18 protein-coding genes are annotated in these 19,186 nt (G+C 70.6%); 10 read left to right on the top strand and 8 right to left on the bottom strand.

From position 1 onward, the window contains the following. Nucleotides 1-3: 3 nt before the first annotated feature. Together OIE47_RS33590 and OIE47_RS33585 are read right to left on the bottom strand one after the other, a co-directional pair. Nucleotides 4-924, bottom strand: a complete 921-nt coding sequence (locus OIE47_RS33590) for a 5'-3' exonuclease (protein ID WP_326558559.1) — start codon at nucleotides 922-924, stop codon at nucleotides 4-6. Between the two features lie 73 nt (nucleotides 925-997). Continuing rightward, nucleotides 998-1,978: an aldo/keto reductase gene (locus tag OIE47_RS33585; protein ID WP_326563311.1), complete on the bottom strand. Its 981-nt coding sequence runs from the start codon at nucleotides 1,976-1,978 to the stop codon at nucleotides 998-1,000. Nucleotides 1,979-2,014: 36 nt separating this feature from the next. Here OIE47_RS33585 and OIE47_RS33580 point away from each other — a divergent pair, with 36 nt between their 5' ends. From OIE47_RS33580 to OIE47_RS33555, 6 genes are all read left to right on the top strand, one after another. Next, nucleotides 2,015-3,121: a DUF4037 domain-containing protein gene (locus tag OIE47_RS33580; RefSeq protein WP_326558558.1), complete on the top strand. Its 1,107-nt coding sequence runs from the start codon at nucleotides 2,015-2,017 to the stop codon at nucleotides 3,119-3,121. A 45-nt stretch (nucleotides 3,122-3,166) separates the two neighbouring features. Then, nucleotides 3,167-4,279: a M24 family metallopeptidase gene (locus OIE47_RS33575; RefSeq protein ID WP_326558557.1), complete on the top strand. Its 1,113-nt coding sequence runs from the start codon at nucleotides 3,167-3,169 to the stop codon at nucleotides 4,277-4,279. Beyond that, nucleotides 4,276-5,415 carry an acyl-CoA dehydrogenase family protein gene (locus OIE47_RS33570; protein WP_326558556.1) on the top strand — a complete coding sequence of 380 codons (1,140 nt, stop codon included), beginning with the start codon at nucleotides 4,276-4,278 and terminating at the stop codon, nucleotides 5,413-5,415. Before OIE47_RS33575 ends, OIE47_RS33570 begins: the two co-directional genes overlap by 4 nt. A 53-nt stretch (nucleotides 5,416-5,468) precedes the next feature. After that, the gene (locus OIE47_RS33565; RefSeq protein WP_326558555.1) at nucleotides 5,469-5,948 is read left to right on the top strand and encodes a GNAT family N-acetyltransferase; all 480 of its coding nucleotides are present in this window, start codon (nucleotides 5,469-5,471) and stop codon (nucleotides 5,946-5,948) included. 131 nt (nucleotides 5,949-6,079) lie between these two features. Then, nucleotides 6,080-7,015 (top strand): oxidoreductase, encoded by a 936-nt coding sequence (locus OIE47_RS33560; protein ID WP_326558554.1) that lies wholly within the window; start codon nucleotides 6,080-6,082, stop codon nucleotides 7,013-7,015. 248 nt (nucleotides 7,016-7,263) lie between these two features. Continuing rightward, a complete protein-coding gene (locus OIE47_RS33555) occupies nucleotides 7,264-8,175 on the top strand; it encodes a MerR family transcriptional regulator (RefSeq protein ID WP_326558553.1) in 912 nt (303 codons plus the stop codon). A 9-nt stretch (nucleotides 8,176-8,184) separates the two neighbouring features. Here OIE47_RS33555 and OIE47_RS33550 read toward each other — a convergent pair whose 3' ends face one another. After that, complete coding sequence (locus OIE47_RS33550) at nucleotides 8,185-8,850, bottom strand: TetR/AcrR family transcriptional regulator (RefSeq protein ID WP_326558552.1); 666 nt, start codon at nucleotides 8,848-8,850, stop codon at nucleotides 8,185-8,187. Nucleotides 8,851-9,009: 159 nt separating this feature from the next. On the opposite strand from OIE47_RS33550, the gene OIE47_RS33545 reads away from it, so the two are divergent. Beyond that, entirely contained in the window at nucleotides 9,010-9,714 is a 705-nt protein-coding gene (locus tag OIE47_RS33545; RefSeq protein WP_326558551.1) for a hemerythrin domain-containing protein, read from the top strand. An 86-nt stretch (nucleotides 9,715-9,800) separates the two neighbouring features. On the opposite strand, the gene OIE47_RS33540 is transcribed toward OIE47_RS33545, so the two are convergent. The 3 genes from OIE47_RS33540 to OIE47_RS33530 form a co-directional block, all read right to left on the bottom strand. Further along, a complete protein-coding gene (locus OIE47_RS33540; RefSeq protein WP_442792020.1) occupies nucleotides 9,801-10,358 on the bottom strand; it encodes a GNAT family N-acetyltransferase in 558 nt (185 codons plus the stop codon). Nucleotides 10,359-10,453: 95 nt separating this feature from the next. Further along, nucleotides 10,454-12,214, bottom strand: a complete 1,761-nt coding sequence (locus OIE47_RS33535) for a M28 family peptidase (protein WP_326558550.1) — start codon at nucleotides 12,212-12,214, stop codon at nucleotides 10,454-10,456. Between the two features lie 370 nt (nucleotides 12,215-12,584). Next, nucleotides 12,585-13,535 carry a LysR family transcriptional regulator gene (locus OIE47_RS33530; RefSeq protein ID WP_326558549.1) on the bottom strand — a complete coding sequence of 317 codons (951 nt, stop codon included), beginning with the start codon at nucleotides 13,533-13,535 and terminating at the stop codon, nucleotides 12,585-12,587. A gap of 129 nt (nucleotides 13,536-13,664) precedes the next feature. On the opposite strand from OIE47_RS33530, the gene OIE47_RS33525 reads away from it, so the two are divergent. Continuing rightward, nucleotides 13,665-14,924: an MFS transporter gene (locus OIE47_RS33525; protein WP_326558548.1), complete on the top strand. Its 1,260-nt coding sequence runs from the start codon at nucleotides 13,665-13,667 to the stop codon at nucleotides 14,922-14,924. Here the strand turns inward: OIE47_RS33525 and OIE47_RS33520 are convergent. Beyond that, on the bottom strand, nucleotides 14,906-15,460 hold the full coding sequence (locus tag OIE47_RS33520) for a GNAT family N-acetyltransferase (protein ID WP_326558547.1): 555 nt from the start codon (nucleotides 15,458-15,460) through the stop codon (nucleotides 14,906-14,908). The two genes, OIE47_RS33525 and OIE47_RS33520, sit on opposite strands and share 19 nt — an antisense overlap. A 436-nt stretch (nucleotides 15,461-15,896) precedes the next feature. Between OIE47_RS33520 and zwf the strand changes: the two genes are divergently transcribed. After that, complete coding sequence (gene zwf / locus OIE47_RS33515) at nucleotides 15,897-17,399, top strand: glucose-6-phosphate dehydrogenase (protein WP_326558546.1); 1,503 nt, start codon at nucleotides 15,897-15,899, stop codon at nucleotides 17,397-17,399. Nucleotides 17,400-17,560: 161 nt separating this feature from the next. Here the strand turns inward: zwf and OIE47_RS33510 are convergent, their stop codons facing one another. After that, nucleotides 17,561-18,286, bottom strand: a complete 726-nt coding sequence (locus OIE47_RS33510) for a hypothetical protein (RefSeq protein ID WP_326558545.1) — start codon at nucleotides 18,284-18,286, stop codon at nucleotides 17,561-17,563. A 180-nt stretch (nucleotides 18,287-18,466) separates the two neighbouring features. On the opposite strand from OIE47_RS33510, the gene OIE47_RS33505 reads away from it, so the two are divergent. After that, complete coding sequence (locus tag OIE47_RS33505) at nucleotides 18,467-19,156, top strand: alpha/beta fold hydrolase (protein ID WP_326558544.1); 690 nt, start codon at nucleotides 18,467-18,469, stop codon at nucleotides 19,154-19,156. Nucleotides 19,157-19,186 lie beyond the last annotated feature (30 nt).

Below are 19,186 nucleotides of genomic sequence, written 5' to 3'. Positions count from 1 at the left end.
GGCTCAGCGATCCGCCGCCATGGCGTCGACCAGGCGGCGGCAGGACCCGGCCAGGTTCCACTTCTCGGCCAGCGCGAACAACCGCTCCGGGTCCGCCGGGTCCGTCCGCAGCCGGGTGTCGAGGGCGGGCAGCGGCACGTCCAGTGCCACGCGCACGACCTGCGGGGCGACCGCGAGGTAGTCGTGGGCGGCGACGAGCTTCGTACGCAGCCCGGGCGCGAAACCGGATCCGGGCTCGTCGAGCGCGGCGAGGATGCCGTCCAGGCTGCCGTACCGGTCGATCAGGCGGGCGGCGGTCTTCTCGCCCACCCCGGCGACCCCGGGCAGGCCGTCACTCGGGTCACCGCGCAGCGCCGCGAAGTCCGCGTACCCGGCGGCCGGGACGCCGTACTTGGCGCGCACCGCCGCGTCGTCGCAGTCCTCCAGCTTGGCCACGCCCCGCCCGCAGTAGAGCAGCCGTACGCCTCGGTCGTCGTCAATGAGCTGGAACAGGTCCCGGTCACCGGAGGCCACCTCGACCGGGCCGGGCTGGGTGGCGGACAGGGTGCCGAGCACGTCGTCCGCCTCGTACCCGTCCGCGCCGATCGCCGGGATCCCGATCGCCGCCAGCACCTCGAGCAGCAGCGGCACCTGCGGAGCCAGGGTGTCCGGCACCACTTCGCCGCCGGCCGGTGCGACCCGGTGCGCCTTGTACGACGGCAGCAGCGCCACCCGGAAAGCCGGTCGCCAGTCGTAGTCCAGCGCGCAGACCAGCCGGTCCGGCCGGCGGCTGCGGATCAGCGAGGCGATCATGTCCAGGAAGCCCCGGACGGCGTTGACCGGGCTGCCGTCCGGAGCCCGCGCGGCGGACTCCGGGATGCCGAAGTAGGCCCGGAAGTAGAGGCTGGGAGCGTCGACGAGGAGCAGGGGGCGTCGGTCGGTCACACCCGACAGCCTGGCACAGTCGCGGCCCGCGCCGGAGCCGACGCCCCGGCACGGGCCACGAGGGGCCGTACGCTCAGGAATGTCCCCGGACCGGGTGTGGCCGGTACGGCGCCTCCAGCGCCGCCCGCTCGTCGTCGTCGAGCCCGACCCCGACCGCCGCGACCGCGTCCTCGATGTGGCCGGGCTTGGTCGCGCCGACGATCGGGGCGGTGACCGCCGGCTGGTGCAGCAGCCAGGCGAGGGCCACCTGCGCCGGTGGCAGACCGCGCCGGTCGGCGACCCGGCCGACCGCTTCGACCACGGCGAAGTCCGACTCGTCGTAGAGCGAGTCGGCGAAGGTGTCCGAATGGGCCCGGGTGGTACGCCGTTCGCCGCCCCGGCTACGGGTGCCGGCGAGCACCCCTCGGGCCAGCGGGCTCCACGGGATGACCCCGATCCCCTGGTCGAGGCAGAGCGGCAGCATCTCCCGCTCCTCCTCCCGGTAGACCAGGTTGTAGTGCGGCTGCATCGAGCTGAACGGGGTCCAGCCGTTGACCCGGGCGACGTGCTGGGCCTTGGCGAACTGCCAGGCGTACATGCTCGAGGCGCCGAGGTAACGGGCCTTGCCGGCCCGGACCACGTCGTGCAACGCCGACATGGTCTCCTCGATCGGGGTGTCGTAGTCCCACCGGTGGGTCTGGTAGAGGTCGACGTGGTCGGTGCCGAGCCGGCGCAGCGAGTCGTCGATCGAGGCGAGGATGTGCTTGCGGGACAGGCCCCGGTCGTTGGGCCCGTCACCCATCTGGTTGTAGACCTTGGTCGCCAGCACGTAGTCGTCGCGGCGGTCGAAGAGCGTACGCAGCAGCTTGCCGGTGACCTCCTCGCTGGCGCCGAGGGAGTAGACGTCGGCGGTGTCGAAGAAGGTGACGCCGAGTTCGACCGCGCGGCGGACCAGCGGTTCGGCGTTGTTCTCGTCGAGCACCCAGTCCCGCCAGGTCGGCGAACCGTAGCTCATCATCCCCAGACAGACCCGCGACACCCGCAGGCCGGTGCCACCGAGCCGTACGTATTCCATTGTCATGACGGCGAGCCTATGCGGCAGGCTGTGGTCATGGACTTCGTGCCCGGACTGGTGCTGTGCCGGCGTTTCCACGACGAGGTCGTCGGCCCGATCATGCGGCGCCACCTCCCCGGCCTGCCGTACGCGGCGGGGCGCCTGGACACCGGTTCGGAGCTGCTCGGGCTGGACACCGCACGTTCGGTCGACCACGACTGGGGGCCGCGCCTACAGGTCTTCGTCGGACCCGACGACACCCACCGGACGGCGGAGATCATCGCGACTGTGGACGCGCACCTGCCCGCCTCCTTCCTCGGTTATCCGACCCGGTTCGCCGGCCACCCCGACCCCGGACTCGGCGGGCTCGGGGTGCTCGCGGCCGACGGTGACCGGCACGGTGTCCGGGTGCTGGGGCTGTCCGACTGGCTGTCGGCCGCGCTCGGCTTCGACCCCCGCTCCGGGGTCACCGTCGCGGACTGGTTGGCCGTGCCGACCCAGCGCCTGGCCGAGGTCACCGGTGGAGCGGTGTTCCACGACGACCTCGACGGTGCCCTCGCCCGGGTCCGTACGGCCCTGGACTGGTACCCCGACGACGTCTGGCGGTACGTGCTGGCGGCCCAGTGGACCCGGATCGCGCAGGAGGAGCACTTCGTCGGCCGCTGCGCGGAGGTGGGCGACGAACTGGGTTCGCTGGTGGTGACCGGACGGATCGCCCGCGACCTGATGCGGCTCTGCCTGCTCCTGCGGCGTCGCTACCCGCCGTACGGCAAGTGGCTCGGCAGCCAGTTCGCCCGGTTGCCCGGCGCGGCACCGATCGCCGCGGACCTGGGTACGGCACTCGGCCTCGGCGTCCCGGCCGGGATCACCGGCGCGGCGGCACGGGAGGCGGGGCTGGCCCGTGCCCTGACGGCGGCGGCGCTCTGGAGCAACGAGACGGGGCTGGCCGAGGCGATGGACCCGACCGTACGGCCGTTCCACAGCCGGCCGTTCCTCGTGCTGGACGCCGGGCGGTTCGCCGACAGCCTGCGGGCGGCGCTGACCGATCCCGGGTTGCGTGCCCGTCCGCCGGTCGGCGCGGTGGACCAGTTCGTCGACAGCACCGACGTCCTCGCGCACGCCGACCGCTCGGCGGCGGTGTCCGGAGCCCTCCACCGGATGTGACCCTAGGGTGACCCCTCTCACCCGAACGACCGTTAAGCTAGCGGTGTGCGCATAGACGACCTCTACCCACCGCAGCGGCTGGCCGCCGCCCAACGGGCCACCGCCCGGGCCGGCCTGGACGCGCTGCTGATCACCCCCGGCTCCGACCTGCGGTACCTCACCGGCTACCACGCGCACGCGCAGGAGCGGCTCACCTGCCTGGTGCTGCCCGCCCAGGGCGAACCGACGCTGGTCGTACCGGCCCTGGAGCGGCCGGCGGCGGAGGCGTCCCCGGCACCCGGCACCGGCGTACGGATCGTCGACCACACCGACGGCACCGACCCGTACCCGCTGGTCGTGGCCGCGCTCGGCGGGCCCGTCGGCAACGTGGGCCTGGGTAACCGGATGTGGGCCGAGCAGGTCCTGGCCCTGCGGGACGCGCTGCCCGGCGCCACCCAGCGCCTGGCCGGCGAGGTGCTGCGCGAGCTGCGGTTGCGCAAGTCGCCGGCCGAGGTGGCCGCGCTGCGCGAGGCCGGCGCGGCGATCGACTCGGTACACGCCCGGATGGGGGAGTGGCTGCGGCCGGGGCGGACCGAGGCCGAGGTCGGCGCCGACATCGCCGGCGCGATCCGGGCGGCCGGTCACGCGACCGTGGACTTCGTCATCGTCGCCGCCGGGGAGAACGGCGCCAGCCCGCACCACGCCACCTCGGAGCGCCGGATCGCCCCCGGTGACCCGGTGGTGGTCGACATCGGCGGCACGATGCCCACCGGCTACTGCTCCGACGCGACCCGCACCTACGTCGTCGGGCACGCGCCGGCCGACTTCGCCGACTACTACCGGGTCCTGTACGCCGCCCAGCGTGCCGCCGTCGCCGCCGTCCGTCCCGGCGTACCGGCCGAGGCGGTCGACGCCGCCGCCCGCGACCTGATCACCGAGGCCGGGTACGGCCCGGAGTTCCTGCACCGTACCGGCCACGGCATCGGTCTGGACGGGCACGAGGACCCCTACCTGGTCACCGGCAACGGCCGGGCACTGGAACCGGGCATGGCCTTCTCCATCGAACCGGGCATCTACCGGGCCGGGCGGCACGGCGCCCGGATCGAGGACATCGTCGTCTGCACCGTGGACGGCGTCGAACGACTCAACACCATCCCGACGGAGCTGGTGCAGCTATGACGGTCGACCGCATCCTCCCGACCGAAGAGGCGTACGAGCTGCTCGAGCTCGTCACCGAGATGGCCGACCGCGAACTCGCCCCCCGCGCCGCCGACTTCGAGGCCCGCGGCGAGTTCCCCCGCGAGGTGTTGCGCACCCTCGGGCGCAGTGGCCTGCTCGGCCTGCCCTACCCGCAGGAGTACGGCGGGTCCGAGCAGCCGTACGAGGTCTACCTGCAGGCGCTGGAGATCCTCGCCAGCCGCTGGCTCGCGGTCGCCGAGGCGGTCAGCGTGCACACCCTCTCCTGCTACCCGACCGCCGCGTACGGCACCGAACAGCAGCGCAAACTCCTGCCGGACCTGCTCGGCGGGGAACTGCTCGGTGCGTACTGCCTCTCCGAGCCGCAGGGCGGTTCGGACGCCGCCTCGCTGACCACCCGGGCGGTCCGCGACGGCGAGTGCTACCGGGTCACCGGCACCAAGGCATGGATCACCCACGCCGCGACCGCCGACTTCTACAACGTCTTCTGCCGGACCGGCGGGCCGGGCGCCGGCGGCATCTCCTGCCTGCTGGCACCCGCCCGCACCACCGGGATCGAACCGCAGCGCGCGGAACGGACGATGGGACTGCGGTCCTCCCCGGTCGCCCAGATCGTCTTCGACGACGCCCGGGTGCCGGCCGACCGGCTGATCGGGGAGGAGGGCGACGGTTTCCGGATCGCCATGGCCGCGCTCGACTCGGGGCGCCTCGGCATCGCCGCCTGCGCGGTCGGGCTGGCTCAGGGCGCCCTGGACTACGCCGTCGCGTACGCCCGCGAGCGGCAGCAGTTCGGCCGCTCCATCATCGACTTCCAGGGGCTCGGATTCATGCTCGCCGACATGGCCACCCAGGTCGCCGCGGCGCGGGCGTTGACACTGGCGGCGGCCCGGCTGCGTGACGCGGGGCGGCCGTACCGGATCGAGGCGGCCAAGGCCAAGCTCTTCGCCACCGACACCGCGATGCGGGTGACCACCGACGCGGTGCAGGTGCTCGGCGGCGCCGGCTACGTCGCCGACCACCCGGTCGAGCGCTACTTCCGGGAGGCGAAGGTGCTGCAGATCGTCGAGGGCACCAACCAGATCCAGCGGATGGTGATCGCCCGCTCGTTCTCCCGTTAGCCGCGGGCGGAGCGGCACCGCTGCGGCGTCGAGGGCGCTTGTAGGATCGACCGGTGTCAGCCGTCAGCCTCCGGTCCGCCACGCCCGCCGATGCCGAGGTGGTCGCGAGGGTGTGGTGGGACGGGTGGCGCGACGGCCACCTCGGACACGTGCCTGAGGCGCTCGTCGCCGTCCGTACGGCGGAGTCGTTCCGCGTACGGGCAGCCGGGCGCGTCGCGGACACGGTGGTGGCCGAGGTGGCCGGCCAGCTTGCCGGTTTTGTAATGGTGCTCGGCGACGAGGTCGAGCAGGTGTTCGTGTCGGCGGGCCACCGCGGGTCAGGTGTGGCCACGTTGCTGCTTGCCGAGGCCGAGCGACTTGTTGCCGGCTCCGGTGCGGGTCGGGCCTGGCTGGCCGTGGTCGACGGCAACACACGGGCCCGGCGGTTCTACGAGCGGTGCGGGTGGGTCGACGACGGCCCGCTCGACTATGCGGCCGAGGTGTCGGGCGGCACGATCGCGGTGCCGGTTCGCCGTTACGTCAAGACACTCTGAACCCGCCCACACCGAGCACGGGCGACCTGAGCGTGGTGTCGCGGTAGCTCCGGCTCCGTCGAGGGTTGGCGCCAGCGGGCGCGCTCACCGGCCGGTGGACACCTGTCGCCGAGAACGTCATGCTGGAGCGCATGGATGAGAGTAAATGGACTGTTGGTCGTATTCCCGATCAGACCGGGCGGACCTTCATCGTCACCGGGGCCAACAGTGGTCTCGGTCTGGCCACGTCCAGACAGCTTGCCCGACGCGGGGCCCACGTCATCATGGCGGTGCGCAACGAGACCAAGGGCCGGCAGGCCATCGCCGATCTCACCGCCGCGCAGCCGGACGCCAGCCTGGAACTGCGTCACCTCGACCTCGCCGATCTCGACTCGGTGCGGGCGTTCGCCGACCGGATCCACGCCGACGGCATAACGGTCGACGTCCTGGTCAACAACGCCGGGGTGATGATGCCGCCGCGCACGCTCAGCCCGCAGGGCCACGAGATCCAGTTCGCCGGCAACCACCTCGGCCACTTCGCACTCACCGGCCTGCTGCTGGACATCCTCCAGCGTGGAAACGACCCGCGGGTGGTCACCGTCAGCTCGGGCATGCACCGCCGTGGTCACATCCACTTCGACGACCTGACCGGCGCCCGCAGGTACTCGCCGACCGCGTTCTACTGCCAGTCCAAGTTCGCCAACGTCCTGTTCGGGCTGGAGCTCGACCGGCGCCTGCGGGCAGCCGCCAGTCCCGTACGCAGCCTGCTGGCCCACCCCGGTTACGCCGTCACCAACCTGCAGAGCAGCGGGCCGACGGGCCTGATGAAGCTGCTGCTGCTCAGGCTGGGCAACCGGCTACTCGCCCAGGACGCCGAGATGGGGGCGCTACCGCAGTTGTACGCGGCCACCGATCCGCTCGCCGAAGGCGGCCAGTTCATCGGTCCCGACGGTCAGGGTGAGTACAAGGGATATCCGACGACGGTCCGTCCGGTCGCGTCCGCCGAAGACCCGGCCACGGCCGCGCGACTGTGGGCGCTCTCCGAGGAGTTGACCGACGTCCGTTATGACCTGCCCGCCGCCGTCTGACGCAGAGGTGTTGCTGCGCCGGTCGATCAGGTCCGCAACCGCAGGCGCCGCGGACGTGGCGGTGGCCGTCCGCCCTTCTTCGACCGCGAGGACTACAAGGCCCGGCACGCGGTCGAATGCGGGATCAGCCGTCTCAAGCAGCACCGGGCCGTGGCAACCCGGTTCGACGAACATGGGGTTGCACCTTCCGTAGCGGCATGTGCTCCAGTGGACTTACGCCCCGATCCCTTGAGGAAAGGTCCTTGGTCATGCATCCGTCTTTCATGCCACCCCGCCAGGTCAAGATCGGTGACGCGGCGGCCTTCGCCGGCAGCACGCCACGGGCGATTCGCCATTACCACGAGATCGGCCTGCTCCCCGAGCCTGAGCGGGGCGCCGATGACCGCCGCCGCTACGGGTACGAGGACATGATCCGCCTGCTGTGGATTCGCAAAATGGCCGACGCCGGGATCGCCCTGGACGACATCCGTGACGCCTTTACCACCGGCACGGCTTCCGCCGGTGCGGACAGCGGAGACGGTATCGCGGGCATCCTGGAGCGGTTGGAGGAAACCCTCGCCGAGCAGGAGGCGGAATCGCGGCGGCAGCGGACCGCCGTGCAGCGGATGCGCACCGAGGGCAGCCGGATGGGCCTGCTCTCCAACTTCGTCACCGTACGCCTCAAGAGCCTGCCCGAGGGCTCCCTGCGCCGGGCGGACCTGGACAGTCTGCTGGTCACTGAGCGGATCTTCGGCCCGCTCGGCGCGGCCGTCCAGGCCACCCGCTTCGTCGTCCTGGCCACGCATCCCGCGCTGCGGGAGGATTCCGACCGCATCGATGACGCCGAGGAGGCACTCGATGACAACGTCGCCGTCGATGATCCACGGGTGGTTCAAGTGGCCGTCGAGCGGCACGCCTTCGAAAGGGCCCTGCAGGCCGTCATTGAGGCGTCCGGCCTGGGGAAGGACGACGATGCCATCTTCGACACCTGGGAAACTTTGCACCCCGCTACCGCCGATGACGGCGAGGACGCGGCCGACCTCCGCTCTGACAGGCGGGAGGCTGACGCCATGAGCGCGTTCGAAGCCACCGGCAAGATGCCCTACGACTTCTCCCCAGCCCGCCTGCGCTGTATGGAACTGGCCGAAGAACTCTCCGCCCAGGACTCACCCGCTACCTAAAACCACGGCCTAGCCGCGCGGAGGCGGAGTGGGCGGGGCGCCGAGTCCGGCAACGATGAAGCCGACTGATCGGTCGAGCGTGTTCTCGCCCCGAGGGACCGGTGGGTTGCCGGCGATGGCGGAGCGATCGAACGTACCGACGATCATGCCTGCCACGGCGGTGGCGGCCAGGGTGATCCGAAAGACCAGTTCTTCGGTCGAGAGTGCCGGCAATCGATGTGCAAGCAGCGTAAAGAAGAGGGTGTAGGTGTCGGCATGGGTGCTCGTTGCGAGTTCGCGCAGCTCGGGCGAACTGCCGCTGACCACGCGTGCGGCGATTCGGGGGATCAGGGTGGTGCCGCCGTCGGCCGCGAGGACGGACGGGCTGATCCATGCCCGGACAACATCCTCCACGTCGCCGTTCGGGTTGGCGTCGACAGCTCGTAGTGCGATCAGTTGCTGACGGGCGTGTTCGGCGAGGGCGCGTTCGATCACGGCCGTCACGAGCGCGTCCTTGGAACCGAAGTGGTAGTTGACCGCGGCGACGTTGGCCCCGGCGGCGGCCGTGATCTCGCGCAGCGAAGGGTCGAGGTCGCCGCGCTGGCCGAGTAGCTCTTCGACCGCGCTGATGAGCCGATCAGGAGTGCTCTGGGCCCGCTGGTTCTGGTGTGATACCGGCACTGTGACCTTCCTCATGCACTTGATTCAAGCACGCGCTTGACGGTCTCGTCCAATTCGAGCTACGTTCAAGCGAGAGATTCAATCGGATGCTTGAATTCAAGCGCGGCCGTGGTCGTGATCACCACGGCCCGCCACGACGAACCCGCCCACTCCCCGGCCGTGGAAGGAAATTAGGTGACGATTCCCGAAGGCCCGTACGCCGACACCCGCGACATGTACGCGGTTCACACAGCGTTTCGACGTGAGTTCGCGGCGCTTCCGGCGCTTGTCCGAGGCGTCGAAGCGGGAGATGACGAGCGGTTGCGTGTTGTCGCCGACCACATAGAGCTCGTGAGCGCTGTGCTGGAGGCGCATCACCGCAGCGAGGACGTGCACCTGTGGCCCAAGCTGCTGGAGCGCGGCTCCGAAGCAGTCGCTCCGGTTGTCGAGCTGATGGAAGGGCACCACAGCCGCATAGAGCGCTTGAACAGCGAGGCCATGGCGGCACTGGGCGAGTGGCGTGACCGCGCGACCGTCGGGCGAACCGAGGCTCTGGCCGATCTGCTGAGCCGGCTGTGTGAAGTTCTCTACGAGCACATGAGCCTGGAGGAGACGCACATCCTGCCGATCGCGGAGAAGTGCGTCACGGCGGCGGAGTGGCAGGAGATGGCCGGCGGATCGGGCGCGAGGTTGCCGGCCGAGAGCATGCCGCTGGTCTTCGGGATGGTGTTGTACGAAGGGGACCAGGACGTGATCGAGCACATTCTCTCAGGGCTGCCGCCAGCGGTGCGTACCATGCTGGAGAAGCAGGGCACCAGGGATTTCGCGGCCCATTCCCAGCGAGTCCACGGCACCCCCACCCCGCGCCGCAGCGGGCCGCTGAGCTCCACCCAACGATGATTCGCCGCTTGACCTGCGCGAGCCGGCGGAAACAGTAAGCCCGGCCGTAGACTGTGCGGCGCGTCGTTCCGCACGGACATGCCGGCCTAGCGGCTCCCGGCGTCCACCTCGTAGATGACCTCCAGGCCGTCCTCGTCGTCCCACTGCTCGCCGACCTCGGCGAAGCCGTACTGCAGTGCCAGGGTCCGAGAGGCGACGTTGTCGGGGCTGATCGTCACCCGGACCGTGCGCACCCGAGGTTCGTGGGCGGCCCGCTCGAGCAGGAACTCCAGGGCGGCGCGGGCGTAACCGCGTCGTCGGTACGCCGGGTCGACCGCGTAGCCGATCTCGACCATTCCCGACGGGTCCGGAGGTCCGTGGTAGCCGGCCCGGCCGACCGCCACCCGCTGCCGCTCGTCCCACACGACACCCGTGACCCACGCCGCGCTGGCCGGATCCTCCTCGACCTGCCTGCTGCGCCGACGCCACGTCCCCCGCCACTCGGGGCCGGCGAAGTACGCCGAGAGGGGCACCGGGCTCGCCGCGTTCGCGGCCGCCAGGTCGCCGTCGGCCAGCGCACGGAACACCGGCGCCGTCAGATGGACGATGCGCACCTGCTGCGGTGGACCCTGTTCGGGCCGGTCGACCTGATCCTCGGGTTGCACCCGGTAAGCATGCCAGGCGGGCCCGTCGGCGGCGGTGGGGCTGGTGGAGTGGAGCGTCGGGGTGGGACGGGCGACGCCCGTCCCACCCCGGCAGGTCAGCTCGCCTGCAACGTCACGTCGTCGACGACGAAGCTGGTCTGGAGGGAGGAGTCCTCGGTGCCGGTGAACCTCAGGGTGACGGTCTGGCCGGCGTACGCGCCCGCGTTGAACGTCCTGAGCTGGTAACCGGCCGCCTTGTTCAGGTTGGAGTAGGTGGCCAGGGTCGTACTGCCCACCTGGACCGTGAGCCGGTCGTACGCGGTGGACGTGGTGGTCTCGGCGGTGTCGATGTGCAGGTAGAACGAGAGGGTGTACGTCGAGCACCCGGCCGGCACGGTCACCGACTGGGTCAGCGTCTCGGTACGGGTAGTGCCGTTGCCACCGAGCCACGCCTTGTACGAGCCGCCGTGCGCCGGCTGGCTGGCCGAGTTGGTGATCACCCCGGTGGTGGCGGTCCACGGGGTGGTGCCGCTCTCGAAGCCGCTGTTCCCGATGACCTGCCCGCCGCTGCAACTGCCGCCACCGGTCACGGTGACGGTGTACGTGGCGGTGCGGGTGACCGAGCCGGTTCCGGTGACCGTGATGGTGTGCGTACCCGTGGTCGCACTGGCGGAGGCGGCGACGGTCAGGGTGGCGGACGCGCCGGAGGTGAGCGAGGACGGGCTGAACGACACCGTCACGCCGGAGGGCGCGCCGGTGGCGGACAGGCTGACCGTCTGCGCGCTACCGGCGGTGGTGGCCGTCGAAACGGTGGCGGTGGTCGAGCCGCCCCGGGCGACGCTGCCGGAGGTCGGGCTCACCGCGACCGAGAAGTCGTTGGTCGGGGTGCCGGTGCCGGTGGCGAGCTGCCAGATCGCGTACGCGACGCCGTCCGCGCTGCGGTTGAGGACGGTGGCGCTGACGTTGCTGGTGGTGTCGCAGGCGCGGTGGTAGCAGGGGTCGTACGCCGATCCGGACGTGCCGCCCCACTTGCTGGCCTGCGCGGCGGTCTTGCGGGCGCTGGCGCCGGCCGCGTATCCCGAGGTGGGGATGCCGCCCTGCTGGAACGAGTAGTCGTCGGAGCGGCCCTGCCCCTCCACGTTCTCCTCCGGCTGGAGCCCGAGCGAGTCCCAGTACGCCTTCAGCGGAGCCGCGGTGGTCGAGGTGATGCGGTTGATGAAGTACCCACCGTTGGTCGAGCCGACCATGTCGAAGTTGTAGTACCCCTTGATGTAGCCCCGCTGGGTCGTGGTGAGCGAGCGGACGTAGAAGTCGGAGCCGTTGAGGCCCTGCTCCTCGTCGGTCCACCAGGCGAACCGGACCCGCTTGGTCATGGTCGGGTTCTGCTGGGCCAGTACCAGTGCGTTTTCCAGCAGCGACGCCGAGCCGGTGGCGTTGTCGTTGATGCCCGGGCCGGCCGAGACACCGTCGAGGTGGGAACCGAACATGACCACCTGGTCGGCCGGTCCGCCCGGCCACTCGGCGATCAGGTTGTTCGACGGGTAGGTGCAGTCCGTGCAGCGCTGCTCGGTGACCGTGTAGCCGGCGGACTGGAGCCTGCTCTTCACGTAGGCGACCGACGCGGTGTACCCGGCAGACCCGGCCCGCCGGTTGCCGCCGTTCGAGGTGGCGATGCTGTTGAACTGTGTCAGGTGCGCCTGGACGTTGGTCACCGAGATGTCCGGTGCCGCGGCGAGCGAGGCGGCGGGCGGAGCGATCGCGGGCGTACCGGCCACGGACGGGGGTGGGGACGCGGACACCGGCTGGGCGGTGAGCGTCACCGTCATCCCGGTGAAGACAGCGAGCGCGACGCCCGTTATCAGCGTTTTGCGTCTCATGAAGACTCCTCGGTGGGGGTCGGCGGGCGGTCCACCCGGTGGGGCCGGACTCCGTCGGTTCGGGCGGGGGCAGGGGGTGCCGCGGCTCCGGTGGGGGTCGCGGCGGCCACCGGAGGAGACACTTGCATGCGTCGATGTATTAGGTCAACGGCCATCCGGCGCGATCCGCGCCGCGACAGCGGCGGCACGGTCGGGACGGGTGCCGTCGCGGTCGGGACACGTGTACGGGGCAGCGCCCGGCCCCATCGACCGGCGGGCCAACACCGCTGGTCGCAGCCCCGATGGTGCCCCTGCGACCCGCCTCGGGGCGAACACCTCCCGGGCCCTCATCCCGCCGAACAGAGGAGGAATGAGGTATGGGGCGGAGCAACTACGACGTCGGGGCCGGGTGGTGCGCCCACCTCGGCATCCACACCTTCTCGTCGGATGTGTCCACTCGACGGGAACCCAGGTGGTCGCGAAGTTTGCCGAGCGCGGGATGCGGGTTGTCGTCGCGCCAGATCAGTGACATCGGGTAGATGGGTGCCGGATCGCGTACCGGGATGCGCCGCAGGTCGTAGCTGTCCGGCCACAGGTAGCGCGTGCGTTCGCCGGCCAACGTAGCCAGTTCCGAGGAGTCGGCGATCTCGGCCAGCAGTGCCTCGTTTCCGAAGACCGGCCCGACCACGTCGATGGTGAGGCCGAACGCGGCGGCCAGTTCGTCGTAGTAGCCGGCCCATTCGGTGCCGGGGGCCATGCCGGGCATCCAGATCCGGTGTGCGGCGAGCTGCGCGGGCGTGACGGCGCGGGCGTTGGCGAGAGCGTGGCGTGGCCCGACGAGTAACTCGTGGTGTTCGTCGATCACGCGGACGGTCCTGATCGCGTCCGGCAGTTGGCGCGCGGGAACGGTGACGGCGTGAAAGGTGGCGTCGATCGTCCCCGCCTCGACGGCGGCGGTCGCGGCATGGACGTCGGCGTCGAGGGTCACGACGTCCAGCTCGATCTGCGGATGCGTACGGTGGAAGTCCTGCAGCAGCACCGCCGGTGCGGTCCGTCGACTGTGGACGTCGACGCGGAGGGCGCGCCGTCCGGGGCGTACGGATGCGTCGGCCCGCGCCTCCACCCGGAGCAGTTCCCGGGCATGGGGCAGGAACGCCTGGCCGTCGATCGTGAGCTGGGCGCCGCGAGCCGTGCGGGTGAACAGCCGTACCTCCAGATCCTTCTCCAGCGCGGCGATGCGCTTGGACACGGCCTGCTGGGTGATCGACAGCACGGCGGCCGCGTCCTGGAACTGGCCGGCATCCGCGGCGGCGACGAAGGTACGGACGGCATCGAGATCCACGGGCCACACCCTAGCGTCACAACTGTTGGTTGTGGCTCGCCGCCGATGCAGTTGTTTGATCCGCTCATCTCGCCCTTGCTTTGATCACCCCGATCAACGGCGAGTTGTTTCGAGCGGGAGGTGCGGATATTGGCGAGACGATCCCTGGGTCGGCAGTTCGGCTGGTTGTGGGCGGCGTACGCGGTCAGCGCCTACGGCTCCGGGCTGGGGTTCGGCGCGTTGCCGCTGATCGCCGTACTGGTGCTGGACGCCAGCCCGGCCCAGGTCTCCGCGTTGGCCGCGGTGGGGCCGGCAGTGGGTGCGCTGATCGCGTTGCCGCTCGGGCCGTGGGTGGAGTTCCGCCGCAAGCGGCCGGTGATGATCGCGATGGACCTGGTCCGGTTCGCGGCGATGATGACGATCCCCGTCGCGTACGCCCTCGGCCGGCTCGGGTTCGTGCAGTTGCTGGTCGTCTCGGTCGTCCTCGCCGCGGCCAAGATCGCCTTCGGCGCGGCCGGCGGCGCCTACCTCAAGTTCCTCGTCCGGACGGACGACCTCGTCGTGGCCAACGCGAGGTTCGAGTCGACGACCTGGAGCTCCATCGCGATCGGGCCACCGCTGGGCGGGGCGGCGGTCGGCCTGCTCGGGCCGGTGGTCACCGTCGTGGCCGACGCGCTCAGCTACCTGCTCTCCGCGCTGGGCATCACGGCGATCCGCGGTCGAGAAGAGCACCCGCGGCGAACCGACAGGCGTCGGGTCCGGGCCGGTGATCTGCTCGGCGGGTGGCGGTACCTCCTGGCCCATCCCGGTTTGCGGGCGCTGTACCTCAACCAGCTGCTCGTCGCCGGACTGATCATGGCCACCGAGCCGCTGCTGGCCGTGCTGCTGCTCGGCGAGCTCGGCTTCCCACCCTGGCAGTACGGCCTCGCCTTCGCCGCCCCCTGCGTCGGCGGACTCCTCGGATCACGCCTGGCCCCACGTGTCGTGGCCCGGTACGGCCAACACCGCGTCCTTCGTGTCGTCGGCACGCTGCGCGCGGTCTGGCTCATCGGCCTCGCCCTCGTCCAGCCAGGCGTCGCCGGTCTCGCGACGGTGATCGCCGTCGAACTCGCGATCATCGTCAGCATGAGCCTGTACAACCCGGTGCTCGCTGCCTATCGGCTGGAACACACCCCCGACGACCGGGTCGCCCGCACCCTGTCGGCCTGGTCGATCAGCAGCGGCGCGGCCATCGCCATCCTCAGCGCGCTCGGCGGACTGCTCGCGCAAGCCACCAGCCCACGTACGGCCATCGCGGTCGCGGGACTGCTCATCCTCACCAGTCCGCTGCTGCTACCCCGCCGTCCAGGGCCGGCGCCCCGTGACCTCGTCGACGACCAGGAAGGCGCGCGTCAGAGGGGCTTGTGGTAGACGACGAAGTCGCACGGTGTGGCGAGGAACGGCAGCAGCGCAGGGTAGGCCTCGTCGAGGCGGCTCCGGCGTACCTCGCGGTAGCCCATGCGGGTGTACCAGCCGTGCAGGAACTCCTTGTCCGGATGCGTCCAGGTCTGCGGGACGAGCAGTTCGAGCTGCATCCGGGGGAGTTCGCGCTCCCGCGCCCACCGCTCGGCGAAGGCGACCAGTTCGCGGCCGATGCCGAGGTTGCGATGGAGCGGACTCGCGGTCAGCATGCCGAACTCGCCCTCGCCGGTGGCGAGACGATGGATCCGGGCGGTGCCGACGAGGAGGCCGCCCATCCGGGCCACGGCGAGCTCGCCGGCGCGGATCAGGGCCGTCACCTCGGCCGGGTTGGTTCGATCGGCGCCGTCGAGCCACAGCCCCTTCTCGGCGTCGGCGTACACCCGGTTGATCAGGTCGACGACCGACGCGACGAAGTCGCCGTCGTCGGCCTCGGCCGGGAGTGCGATCGAGACGACCAACCTTGGCGCCGTGTCGGTTTCTCGCATCGCCACTCTTCCCGTCTCCCCGTCTGTGGTCCGGGCCAGGTTCCGTCGGTGTGACCCGACGTCAGCGGCCCGAACAGCGACCGGCAACGCTACTACGTCCGCGTGGCCGTGCACCGCCTGCGCCCCGTACGGCGGGATCCGGACGTTGTTGGGAGTGACCTCCGACACTGGGGGAAGGAGTGCTTCGGCCGCCACGTTCAGCGGAGTGTGGCTCGGCCAGGGTGTTCCCGACGCACGACCGACCCTGTCCGGCGGACAGCCCGGACAGGCTGGCAAGCTTGCTGTATGGGGGACGGCGAGAGTGGTACGACTGGCATCGCCCCTACGCCGATGACCGTCGCCACAGCCGTCGACGGCGTGTTCGGTAACGCCTCTCAGCGACACTCAGACACTCGCGCGGGTCGACCGGCTCCGCGCGATTGGAGGACTCAGGACCATGGACAACGCCCCTCAGATCACGTCTGAGCGCAACGCACCACCAGCAACCCTGGTGATCTTCGGCGCCTCGGGTGACCTGACCCGCCGCAAGCTGATCCCCGCGGTGGCCAGCCTCGCCCGCCACCACCGGCTGCCCCGTGAGTTTGCCCTGGTCGGTGTCGCGCGTACGGCGATGAGTGATGAGCAGTTCGCCGACTCCGCCCTCAACGGTCACGGCCTGCGCGACCATCCGCAACTCGAGGGCGGCATCAGGTACGTCTCCGGCGGCTACGACGATCCGGACACGTACAAGCGCCTCGCCGAGACCCTCGACCAGCTCGACGCCGAGCGCGGAACCGCCGGAAACCGCCTGTTCTACCTGTCGACTCCGGCCGAGGCGTTCGAGCCCGTCATCAACGGCCTCGCCGGTGCCGGGCTCAACCGTGCCCGGGAGGGGTCGTTCGCCCGGCTGGTGATCGAGAAGCCCTACGGTCGCGACCTCGCCACCGCCCGCGAGCTGGACGCGATCGTGCACTCCAGCTTCGACGAGCCGCAGGTCTTCCGGATCGACCACTACCTGGGCAAGGACACCGTCCAGAACGTGATCGCGCTGCGTTTCGCAAACTCGATCTTCCAGCCGATCTGGGACCGTAGCTGGGTCGACCACGTGCAGATCACCGTGGCCGAGACGCTCGGCGTCGGCACCCGTGGGGGCTTCTACGAGAGCGCCGGGGCGATGCGCGACATCGTGCAGAACCACGTGCTCCAGGTGCTCGCGCTCTCCCTGATGGAGCCGCCGGCCTCGTTCGACGCGGAAGGGCTGCGCAACGAGAAGGTGAAGCTGCTCCAGGCGATCCGGCTGCCCACCGACCGGGACATCGCCGACCTGGCCGTTCGCGGTCAGTACACCCGGGGCGGCACCCGGGACGACCTGATGGCCGGCTACCGCGACGAGCCCGGCGTCGACCCGCTGTCGCGTACGGAGACGTACGCGGCGATGCGACTCAACGTCGACAACTGGCGCTGGGCCGGGGTGCCGTTCTACGTGCGCACCGGCAAGCGGCTGCCGGCCCGGGTCACCGAGGTGGCGTTGCAGTTCCAGCGGCCCCCGCACCTGCCGATCCCGACCGACCAGCTCACCGAACTGGACGCCGACGCGCTGATCCTGCGGATCCAGCCCAACGAGGGCATCTCGCTGCGCTTCGGCGCGAAGGTGCCCGGCCACTCGTTCCGGGTACGCACGGCGAGCATGGACTTCTCGTACGACAAGACGTTCCGGGAGGAGTCCCCGGAGGCGTACGAGCGGCTGCTGCTCGACGCGCTGCTGGGCGACCCGACGCTGTTCATCCGTACCGACGAGGTCGAGCAGTGCTGGCGGATCGTCGACCCGATCATCGAACACTGGGCCAAGGACTCGTCCCCGATCCCCACGTACGAGGCCGCCTCCTGGGGTCCCACCGACGCCGAACGCCTGATCGGCCGCAGTGGCCGTAGGTGGCGCAACGACGTCGGCGACTTCTGATCCCGGTGCTCGATCCGTAGCGAAGCCCGGTGCCGACCGCGTTGCTGCTGTCGGAAGGGCTGGTCCGTCGAGGGCCAGCCCTTCCTCATCGAGTCCTCGCCCCGTGCGCACCGCCGGCTCCCTGAAACGGGGGAGACGGTAGCCGGCGAGCCAGGTGACGGTCAGGCCGGTCCGGTGCCGGTGTCGTCGAAGACGGTGTCGTCGAACGGCGGCTCGGGGAAGGTCGAGCCGTACCTGCCGTCGAAGGCATGACGGGCGTGGGTGCGCATCCGTGGCCCGTACGTGGGGTCGGTTGCCAGTGCGGTGTAGCCGCCTTCGGGCATGGTGATGAGCCCGGCGGTGTCGGCCAGGTAGACGTCGAAGCCCGGGTACATCAGTTCGATGCAGGGCAGGTCGTCGACGTCCAGGGAAAGCACCGGGTACTCGCCGGTCTCGTCGGGTTCGGTCACGGCGAACACCCGGCGGGAGTCCGAGCCGCCGGGCAGCAGGAAACACTCGGTGAACCGAGCCGAGACCGGACGGTAGAGCGTGGCCCAGGGCTCGCCGTACTCGACCGCGGCCAGCTCGCCGAGTGGACGCGGCGTCAGCCGGTGGCTGCCGTCGGGCGGGAACCAGCCGAACCGGGTGAGCAGGCTTGTGTCGTACGCCAGCCATCGACGCAGGCTCGGCGGCAGCGGGCGACCGCTGGGAAACCTCAACGTGGCCAGGACATCGGTCGGCACCGGGGTGGGTGGGCCGTCCAGCCAGGCGCCCGCCCACGGTGCGTAGTCCAGGATCAGATGGTCGGGCTTCGCCGCGACCGACGCGATGACCCGTTCGACCAGCCCCACGCCGTGCTCCGGTCCGCCCGTCTCGGAGGTGCCGACCCGATCGGTTGTGTCCGCCACGCTCGCTGATCCTCTCGACCCTCACCATCGGTGCCCAGTGGAGGGTAACGAGCCAGTCAACCGCGACCGCCCCGAGAGGGGCCCGCTCGAATGTCGTCGAGCGGGCAGGCGGTAGCAGTCGACCGCCCCCGCTTTTCGAGAATCGGTGAGGGGACCGGACTCGCTGGATAGGGTGATGAAATGGCGGAAATGCCGACACTTGTCCTGATCCACGGTGCCTGGCACGGGTCCTGGTGCTGGGAACGCCTGTTGGTCGAACTGACGGACCTCGACGTTCGTGTCGGTGTGTTGCCGAGCACCGGACAGGACCCGGCCAGGTTGGGTGACCTGAGGGACGACGTGGCGGCGGTTCGCACGACGTTGACGGACATCACCGGGCCGGTGGTTGTCTGCGGACACTCGTACGGCGGAATCCCGGTCACCGAAGCCGCGGCCGGGCTGGACAACGTACGGCGGCTCGTCTACCTGTCCAGTCTCCCGCTCGACGCGGGTCAGTCCCTCTTGGACTTCACCAACCACGAATTCCCTTCATTCTGGGACGTGCACGAGGACGCGGGATACTTCGACGTACGCGATCCCCGGACCACTCTCTACCAGGACGTGGAATCCGGCATCGCGGACGAGATGGTGCCACGGCTCGGGCATCAGGCGCTGGCTTCGGCGACCCAGCCGGTGAGCCGGGCGGGTTGGCGGGAGATCGCCAGCACCTACATCATCTGTGCGCAAGACGCGGCGTTTCCACTGGCCGGGCAGGAGACGCTGGCCCAGCGGTGCGAATCGGTCCTGCGCCTCGACAGCGGGCACTCGCCATTCCTCTCCCAGCCCGCCAAATTGGCGGAACTGCTGCGTGAAGAGCTGACCCGCGACTGACGTACCCAGCCAGCCGTGCGGTGCCGTGGG

This window comes from Micromonospora sp. NBC_01796, from assembly GCF_035917455.1.
In the GTDB taxonomy this organism is placed as follows: Bacteria; Actinomycetota; Actinomycetes; order Mycobacteriales; family Micromonosporaceae; genus Micromonospora_G.
The sequence above is the reverse complement of the archived record's forward strand: the minus strand, read 5'-3'. Positions and strand labels throughout refer to the sequence as shown.